The following is a 20,934-nucleotide window of genomic DNA, read 5'->3' on the forward strand; positions in this document are numbered from 1 at the left end:
TATGTTATCGAGAAGATCCCCATCGCTGTGACAGCTGAAGGAAGATAAGATGACGGAAGTACCTACGGGCGTGATTGAGCGCTCCATTCAATCCTTGCGGCCCTATCCGGGCAACGCGAGAACCCACTCCAAAAAGCAGATTGCCCAGATTGCCCGCTCGATCGAGCGCTTCGGGTTCACCAATCCCGTTCTCATCTCGGACGATGGCGAGATCATTGCGGGGCATGGCCGGGTCGAGGCGGCGAAGACGCTCGGCATCAGATCGGTCCCGACGCTGGCCCTGTCGCATCTCTCCGAGACCGAGCGCCGCGCATACGTGCTCGCGGACAACAAGCTCGCGCTAAATGCGGGCTGGGACAAGGAGGTGCTGGCGATCGAGCTGCAGGCTCTGGTCGATCTCGAGTTCGACACCGAGCTCACCGGGTTCAGCCTGGCCGAGGTTGACCTGGTTCTCGACGAGGCCGGCGAAGCCGACCCTGATGCCATTGATACTGCTGAGGACCTCGTTCCAGCGAAGGCAGGCGATGTGGTATCACGGCGAGGCGATCTCTGGACACTTGGCAACCACCACCTGCTGTGCGGTGACACCCAGCTTCAGCTCGACCTCGAACGGCTGATGGCGGGCGAGCGCGCGGACATCGTGTTTACCGATCCGCCCTACAATGTTGCGATCGACGGCAATGTCTGCGGCCTCGGTGCAGTCAAGCACCGCGAGTTCGCCTTTGCCAGCGGCGAGATGGACCGGACGCAGTTCGTGGCGTTCCTGAAGTCAACGCTGGGGAACATGGCTCGCGTCATGCGCGATGGTGCGATCGCCTATGTCTGCATGGACTGGCGCCATATGGGCGAACTGGTCGAAGCGGGCGAGGCCAGTTTCACAGAGCTCAAGAACCTCGTGGTCTGGAACAAGACCAATGGCGGGATGGGCGCTTTCTATCGTTCGAAGCACGAGCTCATCTTCGTGTTCAAGCAGGGCACGGCCGCGCATACAAACAGCTTCGGGCTCGGTGAGACCGGGCGCTATCGTACCAACGTCTGGGACTATGCCGGGATATCCTCGATCAGCGCTGATCGCTCCGATGAGCTGGCGATGCATCCCACGGTCAAACCGGTCGCGCTGATCGCCGATGCGCTGCGCGATTGTTCGCGCCGCGGCGAGATCGTGCTCGACGGGTTCGGTGGTTCGGGCAGCACGCTCATTGCTGCGCAGAAGACCGGCCGCAAGGCGCGCCTTGTCGAATACGATCCGCTCTACTGCGATACAATCATCAGGCGCTGGGAGAATTACACCGGGAAGAAGGCGCGGCTCGATACAACAGGGGCTTCCTTTGAAGAGATAGCCGACGAGCGCCTGGGCCTTGATCTCGAGGCTGCAGAATGACCCAGCTAGAACGCAAGGATGAGCAGCGCGGCCCTGAAGATAAGGACAACGTCGTCCCCTACACGGTCGGCTACGGCAAGCCGCCGGTCGAGCACCGGTTCCAGAAAGGTCAGTCGGGCAACTCCAAGGGGCGCGCGAAGGGCTCGACCAACAAGCCAAAGATCAACACGGGTCACGGCATGCGCGCGGCTGAAGAGTTCCTGCGCCATGAGGCATATCGGCCCGTCACCTTGCGCGAGGATGGTCAGCTTATCGAACTACCGGCGATCCAGGCGGTGTTCCGCGCGATGGGTGTGGCCGCGATGAAGGGCAACCGGTTCGCGCAGAAGACCATGGCGGAACTGGTCACCGGCCTTGAACAGCGCGATGCCGACGCACACTCGGAATTGCTGGGCAACGCGCTCGATTACAAGCGCGAATGGACCGAGGTGATCGAACATTGCGAAAAGAACGGCAAACCCGTGCCTGAGCCGATCCCGCATCCCGACGACATCATCATCAATCCGAACACGGGCGATGTGCGTATCCTAGGCCCGCAAACCAAGGAGCAGAAGGCCCATTACGACAAAGCCGCCGCACGCCGACTCGAGGCACAGGAAGAGGTAAGCTATTTTGCGGACAAGTATCGCAAAGCGAGAAACGAGCTGAAGAAGCAGCAATACCTGGAGGAATGGCACTGGGAGCAGCGCATGTTCGACATCATCAACGATGCCATGCCCGAGCGCTACAAGATGAGACTTGAGGATCGCTCATACCGGGAGGGCGCATCACGCGCTGGTGAAACTATCAAACAGTTCATGAAAGATCGAGAGAAGCCTCCAGAACAGCGTCAATGGGGAGACTATGTTGGAGATTGATTCGGCGTAAAAGAGCAACAGCAGCTCGATGCTAACTAGTCATAATGGCAGCTTTGCGCCCTAACTCCGGTCATTCGAGTTCTGCCTGAGAATGCCTAAGAGCGGACCGGCAGCTATGCTCCGTTAGCGACCATCAAGTCAGCTCCAAGACAGCTGGTCCTTGGGCAATCTATTTGCCGGGTCAAAAACCTCCACTTTCGCAGGCAACTCTGGCCCCCACTTCCAAAGGATGAGATTACAATTATCCGGCGTAGCTCCCGGGTAGAAACTTGGTGCGAGCATTCCGACGAAACCATTCTCCTTTAGACCGTCGACAACCAACCAAGAGGGAGCATCTTCGCCATTCAGAAGATATGTCAGCCATGGGCACGCAAGTTCTGGAAGCGCAACCCCGTAGTTTGCTCTACCACCGTCATCACGCAAGTCAGCGATGGGCTCACAGTCGACTTCGTACTCGCACATCGTAAGCGGTTCGAGACGACGTGTTAGGCCTTGCGTACACTCCCCCACCGAGGTGACGATGTCTAGAGATAGATACAGGGTCGGTTCGCCAACACGATTAAATCGTCCACCCGTGATGGCGGCCCCTTCGCCAGATATCGGCGTGAAGGACCACCGAGGATCATGTCCCCGGTAACACCTTCCCTGAAACCTCAAGCGTAGCCACCAACAGCCATGTGGTCCAAATAAGTCCGGACAGCACCAGCCCTTCCGTCTTTGACCAACGCCTCAGCGGTCCTGCCATCTAGCGCAGGGATCGGCTGAGATCGGTACCAGGCCAAGGCCTGAGTTGCACCTCCAGACCATTCGCGTACTCGGGAGATGATCTCCAACATTTCTCGTACTCTCGACTGAGTGCGAGGAGCAATTCGTCGATCAGCCTTACTGATCGCCGCGACGTTCAGGCCAATAGTCTCTGCCAGCTGCCCTTTGGTGATATGGAACTCTCCAGTCACTCGCTCTAGATCGATTAGGCCAGCCTTATCGAAGTAGGAGATCACTCCGGCACCAGCAAGTTTTCCTCTCTTGGGAACGGCCTTTTTGGCATACACTTTCTTAGAATGTGCCTTCACACTGGTCGCCGATCGACGCGACGCGGCAGCACTCCGGCGCTTAGCATTTTCAGAAGCTCCAGCCTTACCGCCATCTTTCACATCAGCCGCCATTGCCTCATTCTCCTGCCATATATGGGACAATATCTGGGACATTCCGACAAAAGTCAAGGGATCGAAGCCCTTCGGGAAATGTTGCGATTTCTATTTTGATCCCGGCCAAGAAACTCGGAATTTGCTCATTGATTCGAGTGCTCACCAACGAGTGCAGTCTCCAGGCCGGGGCAAGTCTGGCGCTGACTCGTTCGGTTTCACCATCTCATTTGCCACGATCGCACTCTCTGAAAAAGGCTCTTATCTCCTAGAAGCCGACCGTCCGCAATCAGCCCAGTTGCCGCATTACCGGAACTTGCAATCCTGCCGGTCAGAAATGCGCCCCAATCCAAGACATTGCAATCTCAGATCTAAGCTCCTGAAAGTCGACGTTCGCTCAGGTCTCACAATCAGAAGATCAATGGATCGCGGACATAGAGGAGGAACCATTGAGCAATGTGTCCTGTGATTTTCGTATAGCTTATCCTTGGCCCAGTTCTGCTTCCATCATTTTGCGCATTTCAAACTTCTGCGCCTTTCCCGTTACCGTCATTACAAAACTGTCGACCATGCGTACGTAGCGCGGCACCTTGTAATGCGCGATATTGCTCTTGCAGTAGGACCTTATGTCATCGTCCGACAATATTGCGCCATTTTTGAGTATGACCCACGCGCAAACTTCTTCTCCGTACCTGTCGTCCGAAACGCCGAATACCTGCGCATCAGATATATCCGGATGTGTGAGCAGAAATTCCTCGATCTCGCGCGGATAGATGTTTTCTCCTCCTCGGATGATCATGTCCTTGATTCGGCCGGTGATGCTGACGTAGCCTTCCTCATCCATCACGGCGAGATCACCCGTGTGCATCCAGCCGTCCGCGTCTATCGCCTCTTCTGTTTTCTCCTTACCATCCCAATATCCGAGCATCACCGCATAGCCGCGCGAGCAATATTCACCTTGCTCACCTCGCGGTAAGGTGGCGCCATCGGGTCCGATTATTTTTGCTTCGGCATGAGGATGGACCCGGCCGACCGTTTCTACTCGCTTGTCGAGAGGATCGTCCAGCGAGGTCTGAGTAGTGACCGGACTGGTTTCAGTCATGCCGTAAGCGATAGTCACCTCGCTCATGTTGAGCTTGTCCATGACTTTGCGCATTGTGGCCGTCGGGCAAGGCGATCCTGCCATAATACCCGTGCGAAGCGTCGAGACATCGTACTGCGTTAGATCAGGCAGGTTGAGCATTGCAATGAACATGGTCGGCACGCCATAGAGAGCGGTGCACCCCTCCGCAGCCACTGCTTCGAGAGTCTTCGCGGAGTCGAACGCTTCGTCCGGATAGACCATCGCCGCGCCCGTCGTAACCGCGGCGAGATTTCCCATGACCATGCCGAAGCAATGATAAAGGGGAACGGGAATGCAGATGCGGTCTGACTGTTCAAGGCGCAGCGTATAGGCCGTAAACCTACCGTTGTTGAGGATATTGTGATGCGTAAGGGTGGCACCCTTGGGAAATCCCGTGGTCCCACTGGTGAATTGAATGTTGACCGGGTCATTGAAATCGATTTCCTTGCCAATCGAGGAGAGGCGGGGCTTTTCTGCCTGAACCCGCAAAGCGTTCCACGGCACGAAGCCGTCGACCTCCTCCTCTCCGATGGAAATCATACAGCGCAACTGAGGGAGTTTCTCCCGCCCAAGTTCGCGCAACATGCCAACATAGTCGCTGGTCTTGAATGATTGTGCGGTAACAATGACACTGCACCCGACCTTGTTCAGCGCATATTCGAGCTCGGTAACACGATAGGCCGGGTTAATCGTCACGAGTATCGCGCCAATCCTTGCGGTAGCAAATTGAGTCAGCGCCCATTCGGCACAGTTGGGCGACCAGATGCCGACGCGGTCCCCCTTCCTCACTCCACGATCAAGCAATCCGGTCGCTATGCGATCGGCCTCAGCGTTGAGTTCGGACCAACTATACCGGATTCCCTGGTGGCGTGACACGAGCGCCAGTGAACTGCCCCAGGCGGAAGCAGCTCGGTCAAGGGCGTCACCGATACTGTACTGAAGCAGAGGCTGATCGACAGCACCTCTGGCATGGCTGAGAGTTGTCACCTCGGCGTCCCGCAATCAATTTCCCACGAGAATTTCGCTGAGCAAGCGCCAGCTCCTATGCAACAACCTTCGATCCTGCACTGATAGCGGAACCATCAATCTGACCATCTGCCATTCTCGCAAGTTCTTCCCAACCCAGATAGCTCGTGAAGCTGTCATCGTCATGGAAAATGAGCGGCCCGTTGCATATGAAAAGGTACTCGGTGTCCTCTAGCGCTGTTGTCGCACCGTGGAGCATGCCGTTCGGCTCATAGACATAGTCACCCGCATTCAGGATACCCTCCCGGACCTGCAACTTTCCACTCATGACGTACACATGGGCCGCGCTGAGGTGCTTGTGGCCACCGGCTACATAACCCTTCTTCCACTTGAAGATTGCCGCCCAGGCCCCTGTCTCGGAGCCCGTCCACAACACCTTGATCCATGCCATGCCGGGTTCGGTTTCAAGCCATTCAACTTTTCCGGTTTCTACAACCGTATCGGCCAACTGATCATTCAACGGCGTGATATCTTGGGGTAGCGGCATCTCAATTCTCCTATTTCTCGTTCATGGGCATACGCAAACGTAGCGGTTTACTTCCCTCGCCTGGACCGGCGGACTATTGTTAGAAATCGTAACCCACCGACACGATGAAGCGCTGAGCTTGGCCGAACGTGCCGATGACGATCTGGCCTGGCTCGCCAGGGTTCAGTGTCCCGGCAAAATTGGGAAATTCCTGCACGTCCGTGAAATATTTCTTGTCGAATATATTCTCGGCACGGGCCCCGATGTTGACATTACCCAGTTCGAAGCCCGCGGCCAGATCGAAGACAAAATAGCTCGGGTTGACGAATATGGGATAGTCATCACCTGGTACGTCGAAGAATTGGGCGTTGGTCGAGCTCTTGCCCTTGTAGCGGGCCTGGCCGCGCACGAAGAATTCACCTTTGCCCAAATCGCCTTCATATTCCAGCGCGCCTGAGCCGCTCCACTTGGCAACATTTGGCGGCTGAACGCCCCCGAGATCCAGGCCGGTTACAGGCGAAACAACCCCGTCATCCCACTCGGCATCGATATAGCCGGCACCACCGGAAAAGGTCAGACTGCTTGACAGTTGCCAGACAAAATCGACTTCGATTCCCCTCTGCGTCGAATCGCCGACGTTGACGATCCCCTCAACCGGTGTCTCGGTAGCTGGATCAACCGTTTGCAATTCGAACTGGCGGTCCTTGTAGTCGACGTAAAATGCAGCAATGGTCAGGAAGAGATTATTGTCGAGCAGTCGGCCCTTGTAACCTATTTCAATCTGATCCGCCGTTTCCTTGTCGTACCGCAACAGAGAGTTCGCGGTCGACAAATTGGACAGGGAAAAATCTGCCGGCTCAAACCCTTGCGAAAATGTGGCGTACAGAAGCGTGGTTTCGTCCAAATTTGACCAAGCGACCGACGCCCGGCCCAGAACCACTGTTTCTTCGGCCTTCCCGGATAGCCCGGTATCGAGATTGTCGCGCTCGGAGGTGGTGTTGTCGACCCGCAGCCCGCCGCTCAGTTCGATCTGGCCCAACTGGTACGATGCGTTGACGAAGGCTGCCAGTTGATCGCGAGACCGCCGACTTACTTCAAACGGGACTTCAGCAAGTATCTCGTCATCGTTCTGACCTAGCGGCGCGCAGGTACCAGGATCAAGGAAACAGAACGCCTCACGAATTATCAGGACACTGTCCAGATCCCGGCTCAGGTCAAGGAAGTAACCGCCTACCTGCCAAACGAATGGACCTGTATCATCGGAACTAAGCCTGATTTCCTGCGTGAAGGCTTCGAAGTCTTCCGGCCGGAAAAGATCGAGCACGAATTCGTTCTGGATGTCGAGGTCGGTTTCACGACGCGATTCAGTCTCGGTGTAAGACGATATCGATTGCAAGGTCACATTGCCGATCGGTATATCGACGTGCCCCGTCAATCCGAACGTTTCTCTCGTGTTGCGTGGATTGTAGCTCAGATCAACCGTACGCGAATACTGGAAGTCCCCATCGAGTTCGCGTATCCAGAGATTGTTCGGACCGTCGAGCTCATTGTAGCGGGCAGTAATGTAGATTTCCGGACCGCCCAGGTCGCCATAAAGAGCACCACGAATGCCGTATTGCTCCCGCTTTCCGATGTCTTTGGAGCCGTCGGCTGACCGGCCATTTTCACGGGGCGTTTGCGCATTGGTGAGGAAGCTATCATCGGTTTCGCCGAATGCGAAAGCCTTGAAGGCCCAATTGGAACCAAGTGGAACATTCAGTTCGATCTCACCATCGAAATAGTTGTCCGTGCCCGCTTTGGCGGCGATCCGCCCTTCGAAAGCCCCCAGTTCTGGCCTCGCACTCACGAACTTGACCGCACCGCCGATGTTCGAGCCGCCGTAAAGGATACCCTGCGGGCCCTTCAGGACCTCGATACGCTCCAGATCGCCAAAGCGAGAGGACGCGTCCGAGAAAAGCTGTACGTCGTCGAGGTAGAAGCCGACGCCTTGAGTGTTGCCAAACCCGCCGAGCCCGCGAACCGTCACATTCGGGAATCCGTCTGCGCGCGTACTGAGTTGCAGGTTGGGAACGGCAAGGCCCACGTCATCGATGTCCTCGATGTTCGCGCGTTCCAGTGTCTCGGCCGAAAATGCGGTGACGGATTCCGGGACTTCCAATGTCGTTTCGGCACGTTTCCGTGCCGTGACGATGATTACACCAGGCGAAGATTCTTCCGCAATTCTGTCCGAGGCGGAGTCCTGCGCATTTACCGGTCCTCCGAGTACCAATCCCAGGGCAATACCCGTCATTGGCACCCCGCGGACGACTGGACTCAGTAGGTAATCCTTTTGAAGATATCGCAGCATTGGCCCCTCCCAGTGATATTTATCCGGGACCTTATTGAGCCATCATGGAACAACTCGCTGTTCCGGTTGTGCAAGTCGCAAGGTGTCATTTGTGCAATGGAAAATTAGGGGGATCAGCGGTTCAATCAGGCTGCGTGAGGCTTCCTGAGCATGCGGCGCAATTCGCTCGGAGAGCAGCCATATTCCGCCTTGACCTTGCGTCCGAAATGCGCGGAATTAGAAAATCCCCACGAGAACGCGATGTCGGTAATGCTGCGGTGGCTTTGCTCGGAGTTCTGCAGATCCCTTTTGCACCCTTCGAGCCGCTGGTTGACGACATAACGCCACGGCGTGGTGTCGCTCGCTTCGAATAACCAGTGAAGATACCGCAGCGAAATTCGGTTCCTCGCGGCAATCATATTCAGATCGAGATCTGGGTCCCGCAGCATTGGCTGAATTTTGGTTTTGATGGTCTCCAATTGCGCCAGCCTTTGGCTGCTATCGACATCTCGCTTCGCAATGGGCGCTACCAGAATGGCGATCGCCGCCTCGATCAACGCATTATAACGCATAGGATTATTTTCGAAGTCGATCGTCGACAAAGACCGAATATAGCTTCCCAGCATTGCCGCGCTCGCCTCTCCGCGCTTGAGGTATCGTGGAAGATTCCGCCAATCATTGGGGGCCCAGCTCCTTAGTCTCTCCAGTGGCAGAACAAGGGACATTTTGTGCAATGGCTCAAGCACCGAAAACCGTATCGGCTGTGTGTCGTCCCAGACGAAAATATCGCCTTCGGAAAGCGATGCCTCCTGATCGCCCATCTGAATACTCTCGCTGCCGGACAGCACGAGTTGAATGGTCAATTGCTCTTCATGGATGGCCTGCGCATCTCGTCGGGTACGCTGGGCTCCGCATGGGTCGCATTCACATTCGACAAGCGCCATACCTGGCAATTTGCTCGCCCTCACGCTGGCAAGGAATCCGGTCGAATTCGGCAGCTCCGGTCGCCATGTCCCATAGGTCTCGTTGAGTGCTGCGACCCAGGAATCGTACTGTTCGCGAACCGCCACGTCGTTGGTAGACCAGTTTATCTGGTCGATGCTAGCTCCCATAAAACTCTCTCCCGACCAAACCACTGTTTTCTTTTCAATCTATGGCTAGGTCATATGTATCGCCCTGTCGGCAAATCGGGTTCTGGTGCCCGTCGGCACGATAGATGAGATTCCACCAAACGGCAATGTTCAACGAGGCTAAGACCATCCCCGCATCCGCGAGGTCTTGCCAATACCTGGATTGAGTGTGTTGGTGGGATCGAGCGATTGATAAAAACCTGCCACTTCCGGTGGTGCTTCGTAAAGATGCCCGAAATTGTGTTCAGCGGGCATTTGGCCGCCGCGCTCTTCCACCAATTGTTTTACCTCGCCCTCGAACAGTTCCTTGTCCACTCCGGGCCGGAGGAGGAAATCGAGGTGGAATACATGGCACAGAAAATGCCCGTAGGCGGCTTTCACCAAGACCTGCTCTTCGAGTCGCTCGGGGAGGACGAACTGCCAATCAGTCGCGCCTCGGGGAAGTGCGATGTCGAGCGAAGACAGTTCGATCGCCTTGCGCGACAACTCCTGCATTCGGACCGTTGCACCGGCACTGGAAAACCTCAACCGGAACGCAGCGTTTGCCTGTCCGCGATCGAGTACGCTAAACTGCATCGAATGATCCGTGCAAGCTCGTTGCAGCAGGTTACTCAGTTGCGCGATCCCATCGTCGTCCGTGGTCAAAAGCAAGGCATGTTCGTGCGCATCGAACATGGCACGTAGATCGGCTGCCAGCGGATGCGGGGTAGCGCGGGAAATCGTTTGGGATAGCCTGGCTGACAGATTTGGCCTCAGGCCGAGTTTGCTGCCGACTATGTCAAGCCTGCGTTGCATTTGCTGTATGATCGGCATGGCCCCCGCCCCGAAGGCAGCCAGAAGGTGGCAAATGTCACGACCGAATCGAGCAGCAAGTTGGCGGGCATCGCGATCTAGGTACTCGCAAGTGCTGGGAACGGTGACGAGGTCGGAGAGAATGGCACGGCGCAATGCGCCAAGTCGTGCTGCATCGTCGGTTGTAACCAGAAACGTCTGTTCCTTCCTGGGAGCAGGGTAGGTCGGCACTCGCACTGCAAAGACAATCAGCTTTCCCGCACATCCCGATGCCTCGAACAATCGCCGTGGATCGGCGTTGTAACGGGCCGGCGTGCTGTCAAACTGACGCAGGTGGCTTAGATAATCCCCCCCGGCTTCAGCGCCATCGTTCTCATCGGCAGTACCCGCGTCACCAGCGTCCAGACTTCGGAGTATGGATTCTGGGCTTGAGCCAAGATCACGCCCGAGATGGTTTACGAGTTGAAGAATGCCGTGGGCATCAATTCGCGCAAAAAGCGCGTGACGTGTAAACGCAGGCCCTCGACGCACGAGCGAACCACCCGAATTGTTGCAAATGCCGCCAACCACTGACGCTCCAAGGCAGGAAGAGCCAATCACCGAGTGGGGTAACCGCGCGGATGGCTCGATTGCCCTTGCTAGATTTGTGAGCGTACTGCCTGCCAGGCAGATGACATCCGTGCTGTCATCGAGGGGCAGAACAGCATCAAGCATAAGGGTCGAAATTACGATGACCGGTCGGTCGTAGCTGCCGAATGGCGTGGAACCGCCCGTCAATCCTGTGTTTGCGGCTTGCAGGATGATAATCGATTGGTGGCGAACGCAGACTTGGGCCACGCGCCACAATTCCAAGCACGTTCCAGGGCGAACGACTGCCAGAGCGGCCCCGTCGCCAACGCGATAGCCGGATCGATACGACTGCGTCTCTCTGCAATCCGTGAGAACCTGACCTCTTCTTACCGCATTGCGGAGTTCATCGACCAGGCGGCCGTTACATTCAGCCAGCGGTGGCGCTTTCCCACGCTGCCTGCGCGCCATCCCAGGTCACCAGCGCAAGAGTTTCGCCTCCTGGCTTGTCCACGAATTGCAGCGGTCCGAGAAACGTCATGTAGAACTCGCTGTCGACCGGGAAATAGGTCTTACCATGGAACGCGCTGGTCGCTTCGTAGCCATAGGCGGGAGCCGTGACAGTATCTCCGCCATCGTCAGATCCGCCGCGCACCTCCATTCGGCCTTTCGTCAGGAAATATTCGCCCGGACCGATATGATGGTGGCTGTTGAAGGACGAGCCCGCAGGGCAGTCAAATATCGCAGCCCAAGAGCCCAACTCAGGTGCCACGTTCAAGAGTTTCCAGCGGATACCCCCAGCGCTCAATGAATCGGGGAAGGGCACCCAGTCGATGTCGTCGAGTTGGACTGCCCGTCCCTCAACAGGACTAAAATTCTTCGTCATTGGCTATCTATCCCTTTTTTCTCAACGCAACTCTCAACTACTGCAAATCACAGTACTGTTTGCAGGATTGAGGATTTCGATCCAGTACCCGTCGGGGTCCTTAATAAAGGCCAAGCCCTTCATTTTCCCCTCGTTGGGGCGTTTGACGAACGCAACTCCGAGAGCCTCGAACCTTTTGCATGCCTCATCCACATCGGGGACAGCCAGGCCAATATGGCCAAACCCCCTCGGGTCATCATTGCCGCTATGGTAAACCTCACCAGTTTCGTCTTCGGTGCCCCAGTTATGCGTTAGTTCTAGCATGGCTGGCTGCCCGAAGGCGTAATGCAGACGACCCTCCGCGTCGTCAGGCAATTCATCAGCCGACCCGACATAGCCAAGAAAGTAGAGCGTGAATTCCATCTCAGGAAAAGGGATCTCCTTCACCAGGGTCATCCCCAAGACATGCTGGTAGAACGGCAGCGAACGCGCGGGATCCTTGATACGCAGCATCGTCTGGTTGAACACGAAACCCTTGGTTTCCGCGGGAGCGGATATGTCCCCTTCCGGGCGTTGATCGGGCAAATCTGGCATCTTACTAAATTTCTCTCGGTTCTCGACGCAATCAGGCGTGTTCGCACCTTTTCAAGCATATCGTCATCACCGATTGACGCTTGCCTGATCCTGCAAACTAACTTGTCAGCCTGCGCAAAGACGAAGTCCCCCTTCCTGAACGCTTGCGGAAAGGCAGCATTCGCAGCAATCGTTGCAAAAAGCTGACGGACCGCTAGCGGCCCACTTTCGGTCATCACAGCCATTTGGCTCGAAGGGCAGCTTCTGGGCCGGTTTCAGACATTCCGCTTGCAGATCAGAAGGTCGGCAAAGCGGACATTCAGTCAACGACCCCGTTCAGGATCATTTGAACGGCAAAATGAAACAGCTAAGAGGGTGTCGCCAGAGCCAATGTGCCACATACACATTCGAGCTTTCAGGACACAAAGCCAGCAAGCTGCCGACCCGTTGCTTGCTCGTGTGCCGTGAGCAAATGATCGCCCATCGAAGCCGCCGCGTCATCATCAGACTTGCGCAAGAACAATTGCCTAATGCAATCAATTAATCCAAGAGGCCACCAAAAGGGGATCGATGATGAAGCGAATCGGGATCGGGCTGGTGGTTGTTGCGGCGATCGTGGCGGCGGCAGCATTTCTGTTTCAGAAGCAGATCGGTCATTATGTCGTGCAGCGGGCTACCCAGCAAATGGCTGGCCGTGACCAACTCACTAGCCTCGATGACGGCCTTCACGTCGGCCTGTGCGGTACGGGCTCGCCGATGCCCAATCCGCAGCGCGCCGGACCCTGCAGCGTCGTTATCGCGGGAAGCCAGGTGTTTGTGGTCGATATGGGCGAGACCGGTAATCGCAACCTCAACCTGATGGGCGTCAGCGCCGGCGATGTCGACGCCTTGCTGCTCACACACTTCCATTCGGATCATATCGACGGCATTGGCCCGCTTCTATTGTACCACTGGACCCGCAGTGCAAGCACCGCCCCGCTGCCGATTTATGGCCCCGAAGGCGTCGAGCAGGTCGTGGCGGGCTTCAATGCGGCCTATGCGCTCGATCACACTTACCGGATCGCCCACCACGGCGAGACCGTCGTGCCGAGCAGCGGCGGCGGGGCGGAGGCGCGGCCCTTTGCCATCAAAGGCGACAGCGCGATTATCCTCCAAGGCGGTGGCCTGACCGTTAGGGCCTTCAAGGTCGATCACGATCCGATCAAACCTGCGGTCGGCTATCGCTTCGACTACAAGGGGCGCGCGGTGTGTATCAGCGGCGACGCCGCCAAATCGGCCAAGCTGATTGCCACCTGCAAGGGGACGGACCTGATCGTCCACGATGCCTTGCAGCCGCGGATGCTGGAGGACATCGAGGCGGCCTTCGCAGCGCAAGGCAATGCCAATACCGCCAAGATCTTCCACGACATCCAGGATTACCATGCCACGCCCGAACAGGCGGCGGAGAGCGCGCAGGAAGCGGGCGCGCGGATGCTGGTGCTCTCGCATCTCGTTCCGCCGGTGCCAATGGACTATCTATACCCTGCCTTTCTCGGCGATGCGCCCGAGCGGTTCGACGGCAGTATTGTCGTGGGTGAGGACGGGATGCTGTTCTCGCTCCCGCCGAACAGCGAGGCTATCGATCGCCGCAAGCTGCTGTAGGACAGGGCACAATGTACAAACTCCACGGCGCACTCGCCTCCCCCTATTCGATGAAGATGCGGGCGGTCCTGCGCTATCGCCGAATCCCGCATGTCTGGTCGCAAGGCCCGGCGACGCGCGCGGCGCAGGCGCATGTGAAGGCGCCGGTCATCCCGGTGCTGGAGTATCCCGAAGGGCATTTCGCCAATGACAGCACGCCGCTGATCCACGATCTCGAAGCAAGGCACCTCGAACGCTCGATTATCCCCGAGGATCCGGCGCAGGCGTTCATCGCGCAGCTGATCGAGGATTTCGCCGATGAATGGCTGACCAAGGCCATGTTCGGCTATCGCTGGCTTGAGGCGGTGGATCAGGATCAGATGAGCCACTGGCTCGCCTTCGATCTGTTCCAGGGCGGCGGATTGGCTCAGATCGAGAGCTTCGCTACCGCCTTCCGCGACCGGCAGGTCGGGCGCATGGCGCTGGTCGGCTGCACGCGTGAAAATTTCCCGCTGATCGAGGCCTCGACCCGCCGGGTGCTGGCCGCGCTGGAAGCGCATGTGACGACGCGCCACTGGCTGTTCGGCACCCGCCCGTCGATGGCTGAGTTCGGGATCTACGGGCAGATCTCGCAGCTCGGCGTCGATCCGACCGCGCAGGCGATGATGCGCCGCGACTATCCTTACACCTATCGCTGGCTCGCCCATGTCGACGATGCTTCGGGGGTGGAAGGCGATTGGGCGCCGGGCTGGGACCCTGTGGTCGAGGCGCTGGTCGGCGAAGCGGGCCGCATCTACGCGCCTTTCCTCTTGGCCAACGCCGCGGCCCTTGCCGCGGGTGAGGGTAGCTTCCGGATTGAAGTAGACGGATTGCCCTATGTACAGAGCACGTTCGGCTATCAAGTGAAGTGCCTCGATGCCTTGCGCCGCAGCCATGCCGAATTGCCCCCGGCCGCGCGCGAGGAGGTCGATGCGCTGCTGACGCGCCATGATTTGCTCACGCTCTTCGCCTAGCGCGGCGCAGGCCGTTCGTTGTCCACGAGGCGAAACCCGATGTGATCGGTGCCGAGATCGCGCTCCTGAAACTGGCGGGCAGCGGGGCGGTAGCGTGCGCAATAGTTGGCCGCACACAGGAACGAGCCGCCTTTGATCACATTGACCGGCTGGCCGGGGCGCGCGGCATTGGTGGTCCATTCCCAGACATTGCCGATCATATCGTGCAGGCCGAATGCATTGGCTGGAAAGCAGCCCACCGGTGCGCGCGCGGTGAAGCCGTCTTCGCCCGTATCGCGGGCGGGGAAGACGCCCTGATAGTAGTTGGCGGTCGGCTTGCCCAAGGCATCCTTTGGTTCAGGCAAAACGTCAGCACCGGCGCGCGCGGCGAACTCCCACTGCTCCTCGCTAGGCAGACTCAGGCCCGCCCATTGGGCATAGGCGAGCGCATCATTATAGGTGACCTGCACCACCGGATCGGTGTCGCGCCCGCGGATCGTAGTGTGCGGTCCAGAGGGGTGGCGCCATTGTGCACCCGGCACCCAATTCCACCAGTTGCGGTTGTCCGGCGTGGGCACCCGGAACACGGCGGAGCCGGGCTCAAGCATCTCGGGCGGCGCGCCGGCAAGCGGCGGCGGATCGCGCTCGGCCTCGGTGCGGTAGCCGGTCGCGGCAACGAATGCGGCAAACTGGGCATTGGTAACTTCGGTCCGGCTCATCCAGAACCCATCGACTTCCACCTCGCGCGGCGGACCTTCTTCGGGGTAATAGGCATCCGCACCCATGGTGAAACGGCCCCCGGCGATCCAGACCATACCGGGCTCGGCCAACCCCTCGCAGGCTGCGGCAGCAAGCGGAGTAGAGTCCTGACCATCGCTCTCTCCACAGGCGGAGACGGCGAGCAGAACGGGAAGAAATAGTCGCTTCACAACAGTCTTTCTGACGAGGCGCTGGGAATCTGCATCCATTGACACACATTGCAATGGTAATATACTGCATTAAATCAGCGGTGAAGAGGGGTTTGCATGAAAGCGGGTCAATTGGTTCTGGTGGGGCTTGTCGCTTTGATAGCGCTATTCATGGGCTTGAACGCAACGCTCTGGCTGACCGCACCGGAGCGCGCGGCGCGGGCGCTAGAGATGCCCCTGCTGACAGGCAGTGGCTTGAGCAGCCAGATGGACATCGGTGCCCTGTTTCTGGGCGCTGCCAGCTTCGCCGTGCTGGGGCTGATCGCCCGTGATCGGCCGTGGTTCGTTGCGGCGGCAGTGCTGATCCTCGGCGCAGCGGCGTACCGCACCAATGCTTATCTGTTTCACGGTGCTTCATTCCTCGCCCATTTTGTCGCGATCGAGATCGTGATGGGCAGCGTGCTTCTTGTGGCCAGCCGCATCCTCGGACGCGCACCCGCCAGGGTTGGGTAAGGCTGTGACATCGCTGCGTGCCTGCCTGTTATTGCCGCTATTTGCGGTCGCCTCCCTGGTGGACGCGAACAGCCTTGCCAACCCGGCTGGCAAGCCACCCAACATTGTCGTCATCCTCGCCGACGACGTGGCGCTGATGGACTTCGGTGCCTATGGGGGCGAGGCGCGCACCCCCAATATCGACGCTCTGGCCGGACGCGGGGCGCTCTTTACCCAGTACCGCGCTTCGCCTTTGTGTTCACCTTCGCGCGCGATGCTGTTGACGGGGATGGACGCGCACCTCACCGGCATTGCCACCATTCCCGAAGTCCTGCCCAGAGAGCAGCGCGGCAGGCCCGGCTACAAAATGGCACTCGAGCCGGGGGTGCTGACGCTGGCCGACCGCTTGCGGGCACAGGGCTATCGCACCGTCATGGCGGGCAAGTGGCACATGGGCGAGGCGCCGGACGAGATGCCGCAGGCGCACGGCTTCGACCGCAGCTTTGCGCTCGCTGCATCGGGCGCGGACAATTGGGACGACCGGTCCTACATGCCCTATTACAAGGACGCGCCGTGGTTCGAGGATGGGGTCGAGACCAACCTGCCGGAGGATTTCTATTCTTCGCGCTTTATCGTCGATACGGCGATCAAATATCTGGAAGAGACCGATCCCGCCAAGCCGTTCTTCGCCTATCTGCCGTTTCAGGCGGTCCACATCCCGGTACAGGCGCCGCAGGAATTCATCGACCGCTACAAGGGCCGCTATGACGCCGGCTGGGAGGTGCTGCGCAAGGAGCGGCATGAACGGGCGCAGGCGCTCGGTCTGATCCCGCAAGGCGCACCGCTCGCCGCCCTGCCGCCCGATTTTCGTCCGTGGGCCAGTCTCTCGGACGAAGACCGCGCGCTCTATGCCGCGCGCATGGAGGTGAACGCAGCGATGCTGGAGGCGATGGACTTCCACATCGGACGGCTGATCGTACACCTCAAAACCATCGGAGAATACCACAACACGATCTTCATCGTCTCGTCGGACAATGGCCCGGAGCCTTCACGCGGCGACGATAGCGCAACCCTCAGCCTGTTCCACTGGCTGACCGGTTATGACATCGGGCCTGAGACCATGGGCGGTCCTGGGCACTGGGGCTTCATCGGGCCCGAATGGGCTGCAGCGGCCGCCACTCCCGGTGCGTGGTACAAGTTCTACGCGACCGAGGGCGGGATCAGGGTGCCGCTGATCATGGCGGGCCCCGGCATCGAGCCGCAACGCATCGACAGCCCGGCGATGGTGACCGATATCGCTCCGACCGTGCTCGAATGGTTGGAGGTCGATCCCGGAGCCAGCGCAGGCAAGCCGATGACCGGGCGCAGCCTGTTGCCGGTGCTCGCAGGCGAGGCCGAGAGCGCCTATGGCGCTGACGAAGCCCGCGCGATCGAGGTTTCGGGCAATTCAGCGCTCTATCTGGGCGACCACAAGATCACCCGCAGCGTGCCCCCGGTCGGCGATGGCCAGTGGAGGCTCTATAACATTGTGCGCGACCCGGGTGAGACGACCGATCTCAGCGCGCGCGAGCGAGCGGTCAAGGCGAAGCTGCTGGCAGCCTATGATGCTTACACCGAGCGGGTCGGCGTGCTGGCCATGCCGGAAGGGTATGATTCGATCGCCGAGGTCAACCGCAACATCGGGGCGCGGCTGTTGACCAACTACCCCTGGCTTTACGCCGTGCTTGGAGTTGTCCTGCTGGTGTTGGCGCTGATAATCAGGTTGGTGGTGCGAAGGGTCGTTGTGCTGGTGCGCCGGCGCAGGGCCGCTCAATAGGCGCGGATGGCGACCACACGGGTGCGTTTGAGCCCCTCGTCCCGGTCGCCGAGTGCGCGGCGGTAGAATGGGAATTGTTCCATCGCGAAAATCGCGGTCGGATCGGGATAGATCATCGCGGCGAGATCGTCCCAGGGCTCCTGCCATTGCGGCTCTTGCGGTTCGGCCAGCACCGAAGTGATCTGGCCGGCAAACAGGAACTGGCCGCCAACAGCGTGAACGGCTCGCATGGCCTGGCGGCCATAGCGATGATACGCCGCGCGCCCATCCGCAGCGTCGCCTTTGGCGATGGCAGGATATTCGAGAAAGTTCATCATGGCCAAAGTCATGTCCGAAGGCAGGGCCTGCGCGTTGGCGATGGCTTCAATGGTGGGCAGCACATCGCGCCGCCCCTCGATATGGTCGAGTGCGCTCGGCAATGGCGCGGCAGGCCTGCGGGTGAGACCAAGCAAATGGCGCAGCCGCAGTACGCCAAGCGCAATTGCCGGGACCGGTGTAAGGGCGAGTTCCACCACATACAGGTCCGAAACCCCCGGCTGCGCCTTCAGTTCTGCCACATCCAAGCCGCCGGGCGGGAAGATCAGGTATTGGGTCCAATAGGGCTCGCCACCACCGATCAGCGTGAACAGCGCCGAGCCTCGCCACAGCGTCTTGCCGGCGATCAGGTTGTCGGCGGTCAGGCGCGCGCCAGTTTGGTCCTGCCGGATGGCGGCAAGGATGACGGTGCGATAGCGGTAGATGCGGCGCGATGGCTGGCGCAGACCAATGACCCCGACCACGACGATGGCGAGCACGATAATCCCGCCAACCACAGCCATTCCGGAGAGCACGATGTTCATTCCGGTCACTCCCTCAATTGGGCCAGAGGATGTATTCATCCTCCTTGGCCACCGCCTGATCGATGGTCTTGTCGATCACGATCGGGCTGATCAGGCTGTGCGGCCACAGCGAGGGAACTGCATTGGCGTGATGGGTAGCGAGCAGCGCCTTCAACTCAGCCACCTTTTTGGGCTGCTTTACCGCAAGGTTTTTGCGCTCCCCCGGATCGGCGGCGAGGTTGAACAGCCAGAGCTTGTTCTGATAGCCATCCACCTGCAGCTTCCAGTCGCCCGCGCGCACCACCCGGTAGTTGCCCGATTGCCAGAAGATCGCATTGTCCTTGCGGGTGACCGGCCCAGTTCCGAAGGCGGCGGGCATGAAGTCGACCCCGTCGATCACACGGTCGCTGGGGAGGGCCACACCGGCGGCTGAGGCGAGGCTGGGGAACAGGTCGATATGCGCCACCGGCGTATCGACCACCGTGCCCGCCGCGATGCGCTGCGGCCACTTGACGAACATTGGCACGCGGATGCCGCCTTCGAACAGGGTGATCTTCCAGCCCCGGAACGGCGCATTGACCTCGGGGATGCCGATATAACCGGGCGCGCCATTGTCGCTGCTCAGGATTACGATGGTGTTGTCAGCCAGCCCTTCGGCCTCAAGCTTGTCCATTACCCGCCCAATGCTGCGATCCACCGCGCGGATCATCGCGGCATAGACCCGCTCGTGATGCGTCCCGAATTCGCCGACCGCGTCGAAATCCGCCTTGGTGGCCTGCAGCGGCGTGTGCGGCGCCCAGTGCGCAAGGTGGAGGAAGAACGGACGGTGGCGATTGGCCTCGATTACCCGCAGCGTTTCGTCGGTCCACCAATCGGTGAGATAGCCGCCCGGTGTGAACGGCTCACCGCCATTGTAGGATGCGGCAAAGCTCATCGCGGCCCACAGGAACTTGTCGATGGGATCGAATTCGAGCCGAGCGTTGACGACGTTCGGGTCATCCTCAGGCAGGTACAGCCCGCTGTGCATCAGCAGGCTCTCGTCGAAACCTTGGGCATTGGGCAGGAATTGCGGGCTGTTGCCGAGATGCCATTTGCCGATATGGACGGTGTGATAATCGCGCTGCTTGAGCAGCTCGGCAATGGTGATTTCCGATTGCGGCAGGCCCTTGTTGCGAAACGGCAGGTCTTCATCATTGACCGCGGGATTGACTTCAAGCGAGGGTAGGTGTGGTTGCTCGCGGCCTGCGGCGAAGGCGGCGATCACATTGGTCATGCCATCGGGCGTCGGGGTGAATTCGAACCCGGTGCGCGTCGGGTAGCGCCCGGTCATCAGCATCGCGCGGGACGGCGCGCAGGTGCCGGTGCCGGAATAGGCCTGCGAGAAGATCGCGCCTTGTGCTGCCAGCCGATCGATATTGGGGGTGGGCACCTTGCCGCCACCAATGCCCCCGCCGAAGGTGGTGATGTCGTTATAGCCGAGGTCATCGAGCAGGATAAAGACGATGTTGGGCGGCCGGTCGGCGAGCGGCGTGCTCGCCTCGGCGGGGCCCTTGCTCCACGGAACGGTCTGGGTCGGGTCGGCCTCGATCCGGTTCGCCTCGGCACGGTTCAGCGCGATCATCTGAATAATCGTCGCGCGGTTGAACCACCCGAGCGCTCCGATCAGCAGCACAGCGACAAGCCCGACGATCCCGATCTTCTTCAGCATTCGCATCCTACTCCCTGCCGCGTTCCGGTCTCCGGCATACCAGTGCAGCCGGTCTTACCGCCGCTTGCAAACCCGTTTGAGCAATGGTTAATGGGTTCGATTAGAAAAGGCAATGCACCGCTACAAAGCGGGTGCTCCGGACCTTTGCCCCCTGCCTGCAACTCACCCCTTGCAGGTCACAAAATAATGTATACCATTAATGCAATCAATCATCCGGCACATTGAATGTCGGCTGTGGACTTGGGAGGGAATAGTGCTGCAATCTCGCCGGGGGGATCAACCCGTCACATTTTGTTCGAAGTTGGCACTTGGTGCCGCATTTCCGGCCC

Annotated in this window: 18 protein-coding genes; 6 read left to right on the top strand and 12 right to left on the bottom strand. The window is 59.0% G+C overall.

Annotation, left to right across the window (positions count from 1 at the left end; all coding sequences use genetic code 11):
- Nucleotides 1–49 precede the first annotated feature (49 nt).
- Both ACX3VQ_RS05055 and ACX3VQ_RS05060 read left to right on the top strand, forming a co-directional pair.
- Nucleotides 50–1,381 carry a site-specific DNA-methyltransferase gene (locus ACX3VQ_RS05055; RefSeq protein WP_462579842.1) on the top strand — a complete coding sequence of 444 codons (1,332 nt, stop codon included), beginning with the start codon at nucleotides 50–52 and terminating at the stop codon, nucleotides 1,379–1,381.
- The gene (locus ACX3VQ_RS05060) at nucleotides 1,378–2,238 is read left to right on the top strand and encodes a DUF5681 domain-containing protein (protein ID WP_462579843.1); all 861 of its coding nucleotides are present in this window, start codon (nucleotides 1,378–1,380) and stop codon (nucleotides 2,236–2,238) included. The genes ACX3VQ_RS05055 and ACX3VQ_RS05060 overlap by 4 nt, the downstream gene beginning before the upstream one ends.
- A gap of 138 nt (nucleotides 2,239–2,376) precedes the next feature.
- On the opposite strand, the gene ACX3VQ_RS05065 is transcribed toward ACX3VQ_RS05060, so the two are convergent.
- The 9 genes from ACX3VQ_RS05065 to gloA all read right to left on the bottom strand — a co-directional run bounded on the left by ACX3VQ_RS05065 (nucleotide 2,377) and on the right by gloA (nucleotide 12,272).
- Nucleotides 2,377–2,895, bottom strand: coding sequence for an RES family NAD+ phosphorylase (locus ACX3VQ_RS05065; protein ID WP_462579844.1), 519 nt, complete (start codon nucleotides 2,893–2,895; stop codon nucleotides 2,377–2,379).
- Entirely contained in the window at nucleotides 2,892–3,404 is a 513-nt protein-coding gene (locus ACX3VQ_RS05070; RefSeq protein ID WP_462579846.1) for an antitoxin Xre/MbcA/ParS toxin-binding domain-containing protein, read from the bottom strand. Before ACX3VQ_RS05070 ends, ACX3VQ_RS05065 begins: the two co-directional genes overlap by 4 nt.
- Nucleotides 3,405–3,864: 460 nt before the next feature.
- Nucleotides 3,865–5,493, bottom strand: coding sequence for an AMP-binding protein (locus ACX3VQ_RS05075; RefSeq protein ID WP_462580690.1), 1,629 nt, complete (start codon nucleotides 5,491–5,493; stop codon nucleotides 3,865–3,867).
- A 55-nt stretch (nucleotides 5,494–5,548) separates the two neighbouring features.
- The gene (locus tag ACX3VQ_RS05080) at nucleotides 5,549–6,019 is read right to left on the bottom strand and encodes a cupin domain-containing protein (protein ID WP_462579847.1); all 471 of its coding nucleotides are present in this window, start codon (nucleotides 6,017–6,019) and stop codon (nucleotides 5,549–5,551) included.
- A gap of 79 nt (nucleotides 6,020–6,098) precedes the next feature.
- Entirely contained in the window at nucleotides 6,099–8,288 is a 2,190-nt protein-coding gene (locus tag ACX3VQ_RS05085) for a TonB-dependent receptor (RefSeq protein ID WP_462579848.1), read from the bottom strand.
- A gap of 182 nt (nucleotides 8,289–8,470) precedes the next feature.
- Nucleotides 8,471–9,436: a helix-turn-helix domain-containing protein gene (locus tag ACX3VQ_RS05090; RefSeq protein ID WP_462579849.1), complete on the bottom strand. Its 966-nt coding sequence runs from the start codon at nucleotides 9,434–9,436 to the stop codon at nucleotides 8,471–8,473.
- A 138-nt stretch (nucleotides 9,437–9,574) separates the two neighbouring features.
- The gene (gene dld / locus ACX3VQ_RS05095; RefSeq protein ID WP_462579850.1) at nucleotides 9,575–11,284 is read right to left on the bottom strand and encodes a D-lactate dehydrogenase; all 1,710 of its coding nucleotides are present in this window, start codon (nucleotides 11,282–11,284) and stop codon (nucleotides 9,575–9,577) included.
- Nucleotides 11,244–11,699: a cupin domain-containing protein gene (locus tag ACX3VQ_RS05100; protein ID WP_462579851.1), complete on the bottom strand. Its 456-nt coding sequence runs from the start codon at nucleotides 11,697–11,699 to the stop codon at nucleotides 11,244–11,246. The genes dld and ACX3VQ_RS05100 overlap by 41 nt, the downstream gene beginning before the upstream one ends.
- A 33-nt stretch (nucleotides 11,700–11,732) precedes the next feature.
- Nucleotides 11,733–12,272, bottom strand: coding sequence for a lactoylglutathione lyase (gene gloA, locus ACX3VQ_RS05105; protein WP_462579852.1), 540 nt, complete (start codon nucleotides 12,270–12,272; stop codon nucleotides 11,733–11,735).
- A gap of 549 nt (nucleotides 12,273–12,821) precedes the next feature.
- Between gloA and ACX3VQ_RS05110 the strand changes: the two genes are divergently transcribed.
- On the top strand, nucleotides 12,822–13,892 hold the full coding sequence (locus tag ACX3VQ_RS05110) for an MBL fold metallo-hydrolase (RefSeq protein ID WP_462579853.1): 1,071 nt from the start codon (nucleotides 12,822–12,824) through the stop codon (nucleotides 13,890–13,892).
- Nucleotides 13,893–13,903: 11 nt separating this feature from the next.
- Nucleotides 13,904–14,884, top strand: coding sequence for a glutathione S-transferase family protein (locus tag ACX3VQ_RS05115; RefSeq protein WP_462579854.1), 981 nt, complete (start codon nucleotides 13,904–13,906; stop codon nucleotides 14,882–14,884).
- On the opposite strand, the gene ACX3VQ_RS05120 is transcribed toward ACX3VQ_RS05115, so the two are convergent.
- Entirely contained in the window at nucleotides 14,881–15,831 is a 951-nt protein-coding gene (locus ACX3VQ_RS05120) for a formylglycine-generating enzyme family protein (protein WP_462579855.1), read from the bottom strand. The two genes, ACX3VQ_RS05115 and ACX3VQ_RS05120, sit on opposite strands and share 4 nt — an antisense overlap.
- 117 nt (nucleotides 15,832–15,948) lie before the next feature.
- Here ACX3VQ_RS05120 and ACX3VQ_RS05125 point away from each other — a divergent pair, with 117 nt between their 5' ends.
- Both ACX3VQ_RS05125 and ACX3VQ_RS05130 read left to right on the top strand, forming a co-directional pair.
- A complete protein-coding gene (locus ACX3VQ_RS05125; protein ID WP_462579856.1) occupies nucleotides 15,949–16,284 on the top strand; it encodes a hypothetical protein in 336 nt (111 codons plus the stop codon).
- A 58-nt stretch (nucleotides 16,285–16,342) separates the two neighbouring features.
- Nucleotides 16,343–18,079 carry an arylsulfatase gene (locus tag ACX3VQ_RS05130; protein ID WP_462579857.1) on the top strand — a complete coding sequence of 579 codons (1,737 nt, stop codon included), beginning with the start codon at nucleotides 16,343–16,345 and terminating at the stop codon, nucleotides 18,077–18,079.
- On the opposite strand, the gene ACX3VQ_RS05135 is transcribed toward ACX3VQ_RS05130, so the two are convergent.
- A complete protein-coding gene (locus tag ACX3VQ_RS05135; RefSeq protein WP_462579858.1) occupies nucleotides 18,073–18,918 on the bottom strand; it encodes a hypothetical protein in 846 nt (281 codons plus the stop codon). The two genes, ACX3VQ_RS05130 and ACX3VQ_RS05135, sit on opposite strands and share 7 nt — an antisense overlap.
- A 13-nt stretch (nucleotides 18,919–18,931) precedes the next feature.
- Nucleotides 18,932–20,605, bottom strand: coding sequence for a sulfatase (locus ACX3VQ_RS05140; protein WP_462579859.1), 1,674 nt, complete (start codon nucleotides 20,603–20,605; stop codon nucleotides 18,932–18,934).
- Between the last annotated feature and the right edge of the window lie 329 nt (nucleotides 20,606–20,934).

It is taken from the genome of Altererythrobacter chaiwopuensis (assembly GCF_054957735.1).

Coding starts and splice junctions, on each gene's coding strand:
- ACX3VQ_RS05120 (WP_462579855.1), bottom strand. CDS start 15,831: ATGGATGCAGATTCCCAGCGCCTCGTCAGAAAGACTGTTGTGAAGCGA.
- ACX3VQ_RS05140 (WP_462579859.1), bottom strand. CDS start 20,605: ATGCTGAAGAAGATCGGGATCGTCGGGCTTGTCGCTGTGCTGCTGATC.
- ACX3VQ_RS05110 (WP_462579853.1), top strand. CDS start 12,822: ATGATGAAGCGAATCGGGATCGGGCTGGTGGTTGTTGCGGCGATCGTG.
- ACX3VQ_RS05070 (WP_462579846.1), bottom strand. CDS start 3,404: ATGGCGGCTGATGTGAAAGATGGCGGTAAGGCTGGAGCTTCTGAAAAT.
- ACX3VQ_RS05055 (WP_462579842.1), top strand. CDS start 50: ATGACGGAAGTACCTACGGGCGTGATTGAGCGCTCCATTCAATCCTTG.
- ACX3VQ_RS05115 (WP_462579854.1), top strand. CDS start 13,904: ATGTACAAACTCCACGGCGCACTCGCCTCCCCCTATTCGATGAAGATG.
- ACX3VQ_RS05100 (WP_462579851.1), bottom strand. CDS start 11,699: ATGACGAAGAATTTTAGTCCTGTTGAGGGACGGGCAGTCCAACTCGAC.
- ACX3VQ_RS05135 (WP_462579858.1), bottom strand. CDS start 18,918: ATGAACATCGTGCTCTCCGGAATGGCTGTGGTTGGCGGGATTATCGTG.
- ACX3VQ_RS05090 (WP_462579849.1), bottom strand. CDS start 9,436: ATGGGAGCTAGCATCGACCAGATAAACTGGTCTACCAACGACGTGGCG.
- ACX3VQ_RS05060 (WP_462579843.1), top strand. CDS start 1,378: ATGACCCAGCTAGAACGCAAGGATGAGCAGCGCGGCCCTGAAGATAAG.
- ACX3VQ_RS05085 (WP_462579848.1), bottom strand. CDS start 8,288: ATGACGGGTATTGCCCTGGGATTGGTACTCGGAGGACCGGTAAATGCG.
- dld (WP_462579850.1), bottom strand. CDS start 11,284: ATGGCGCGCAGGCAGCGTGGGAAAGCGCCACCGCTGGCTGAATGTAAC.
- gloA (WP_462579852.1), bottom strand. CDS start 12,272: ATGCCAGATTTGCCCGATCAACGCCCGGAAGGGGACATATCCGCTCCC.
- ACX3VQ_RS05080 (WP_462579847.1), bottom strand. CDS start 6,019: ATGCCGCTACCCCAAGATATCACGCCGTTGAATGATCAGTTGGCCGAT.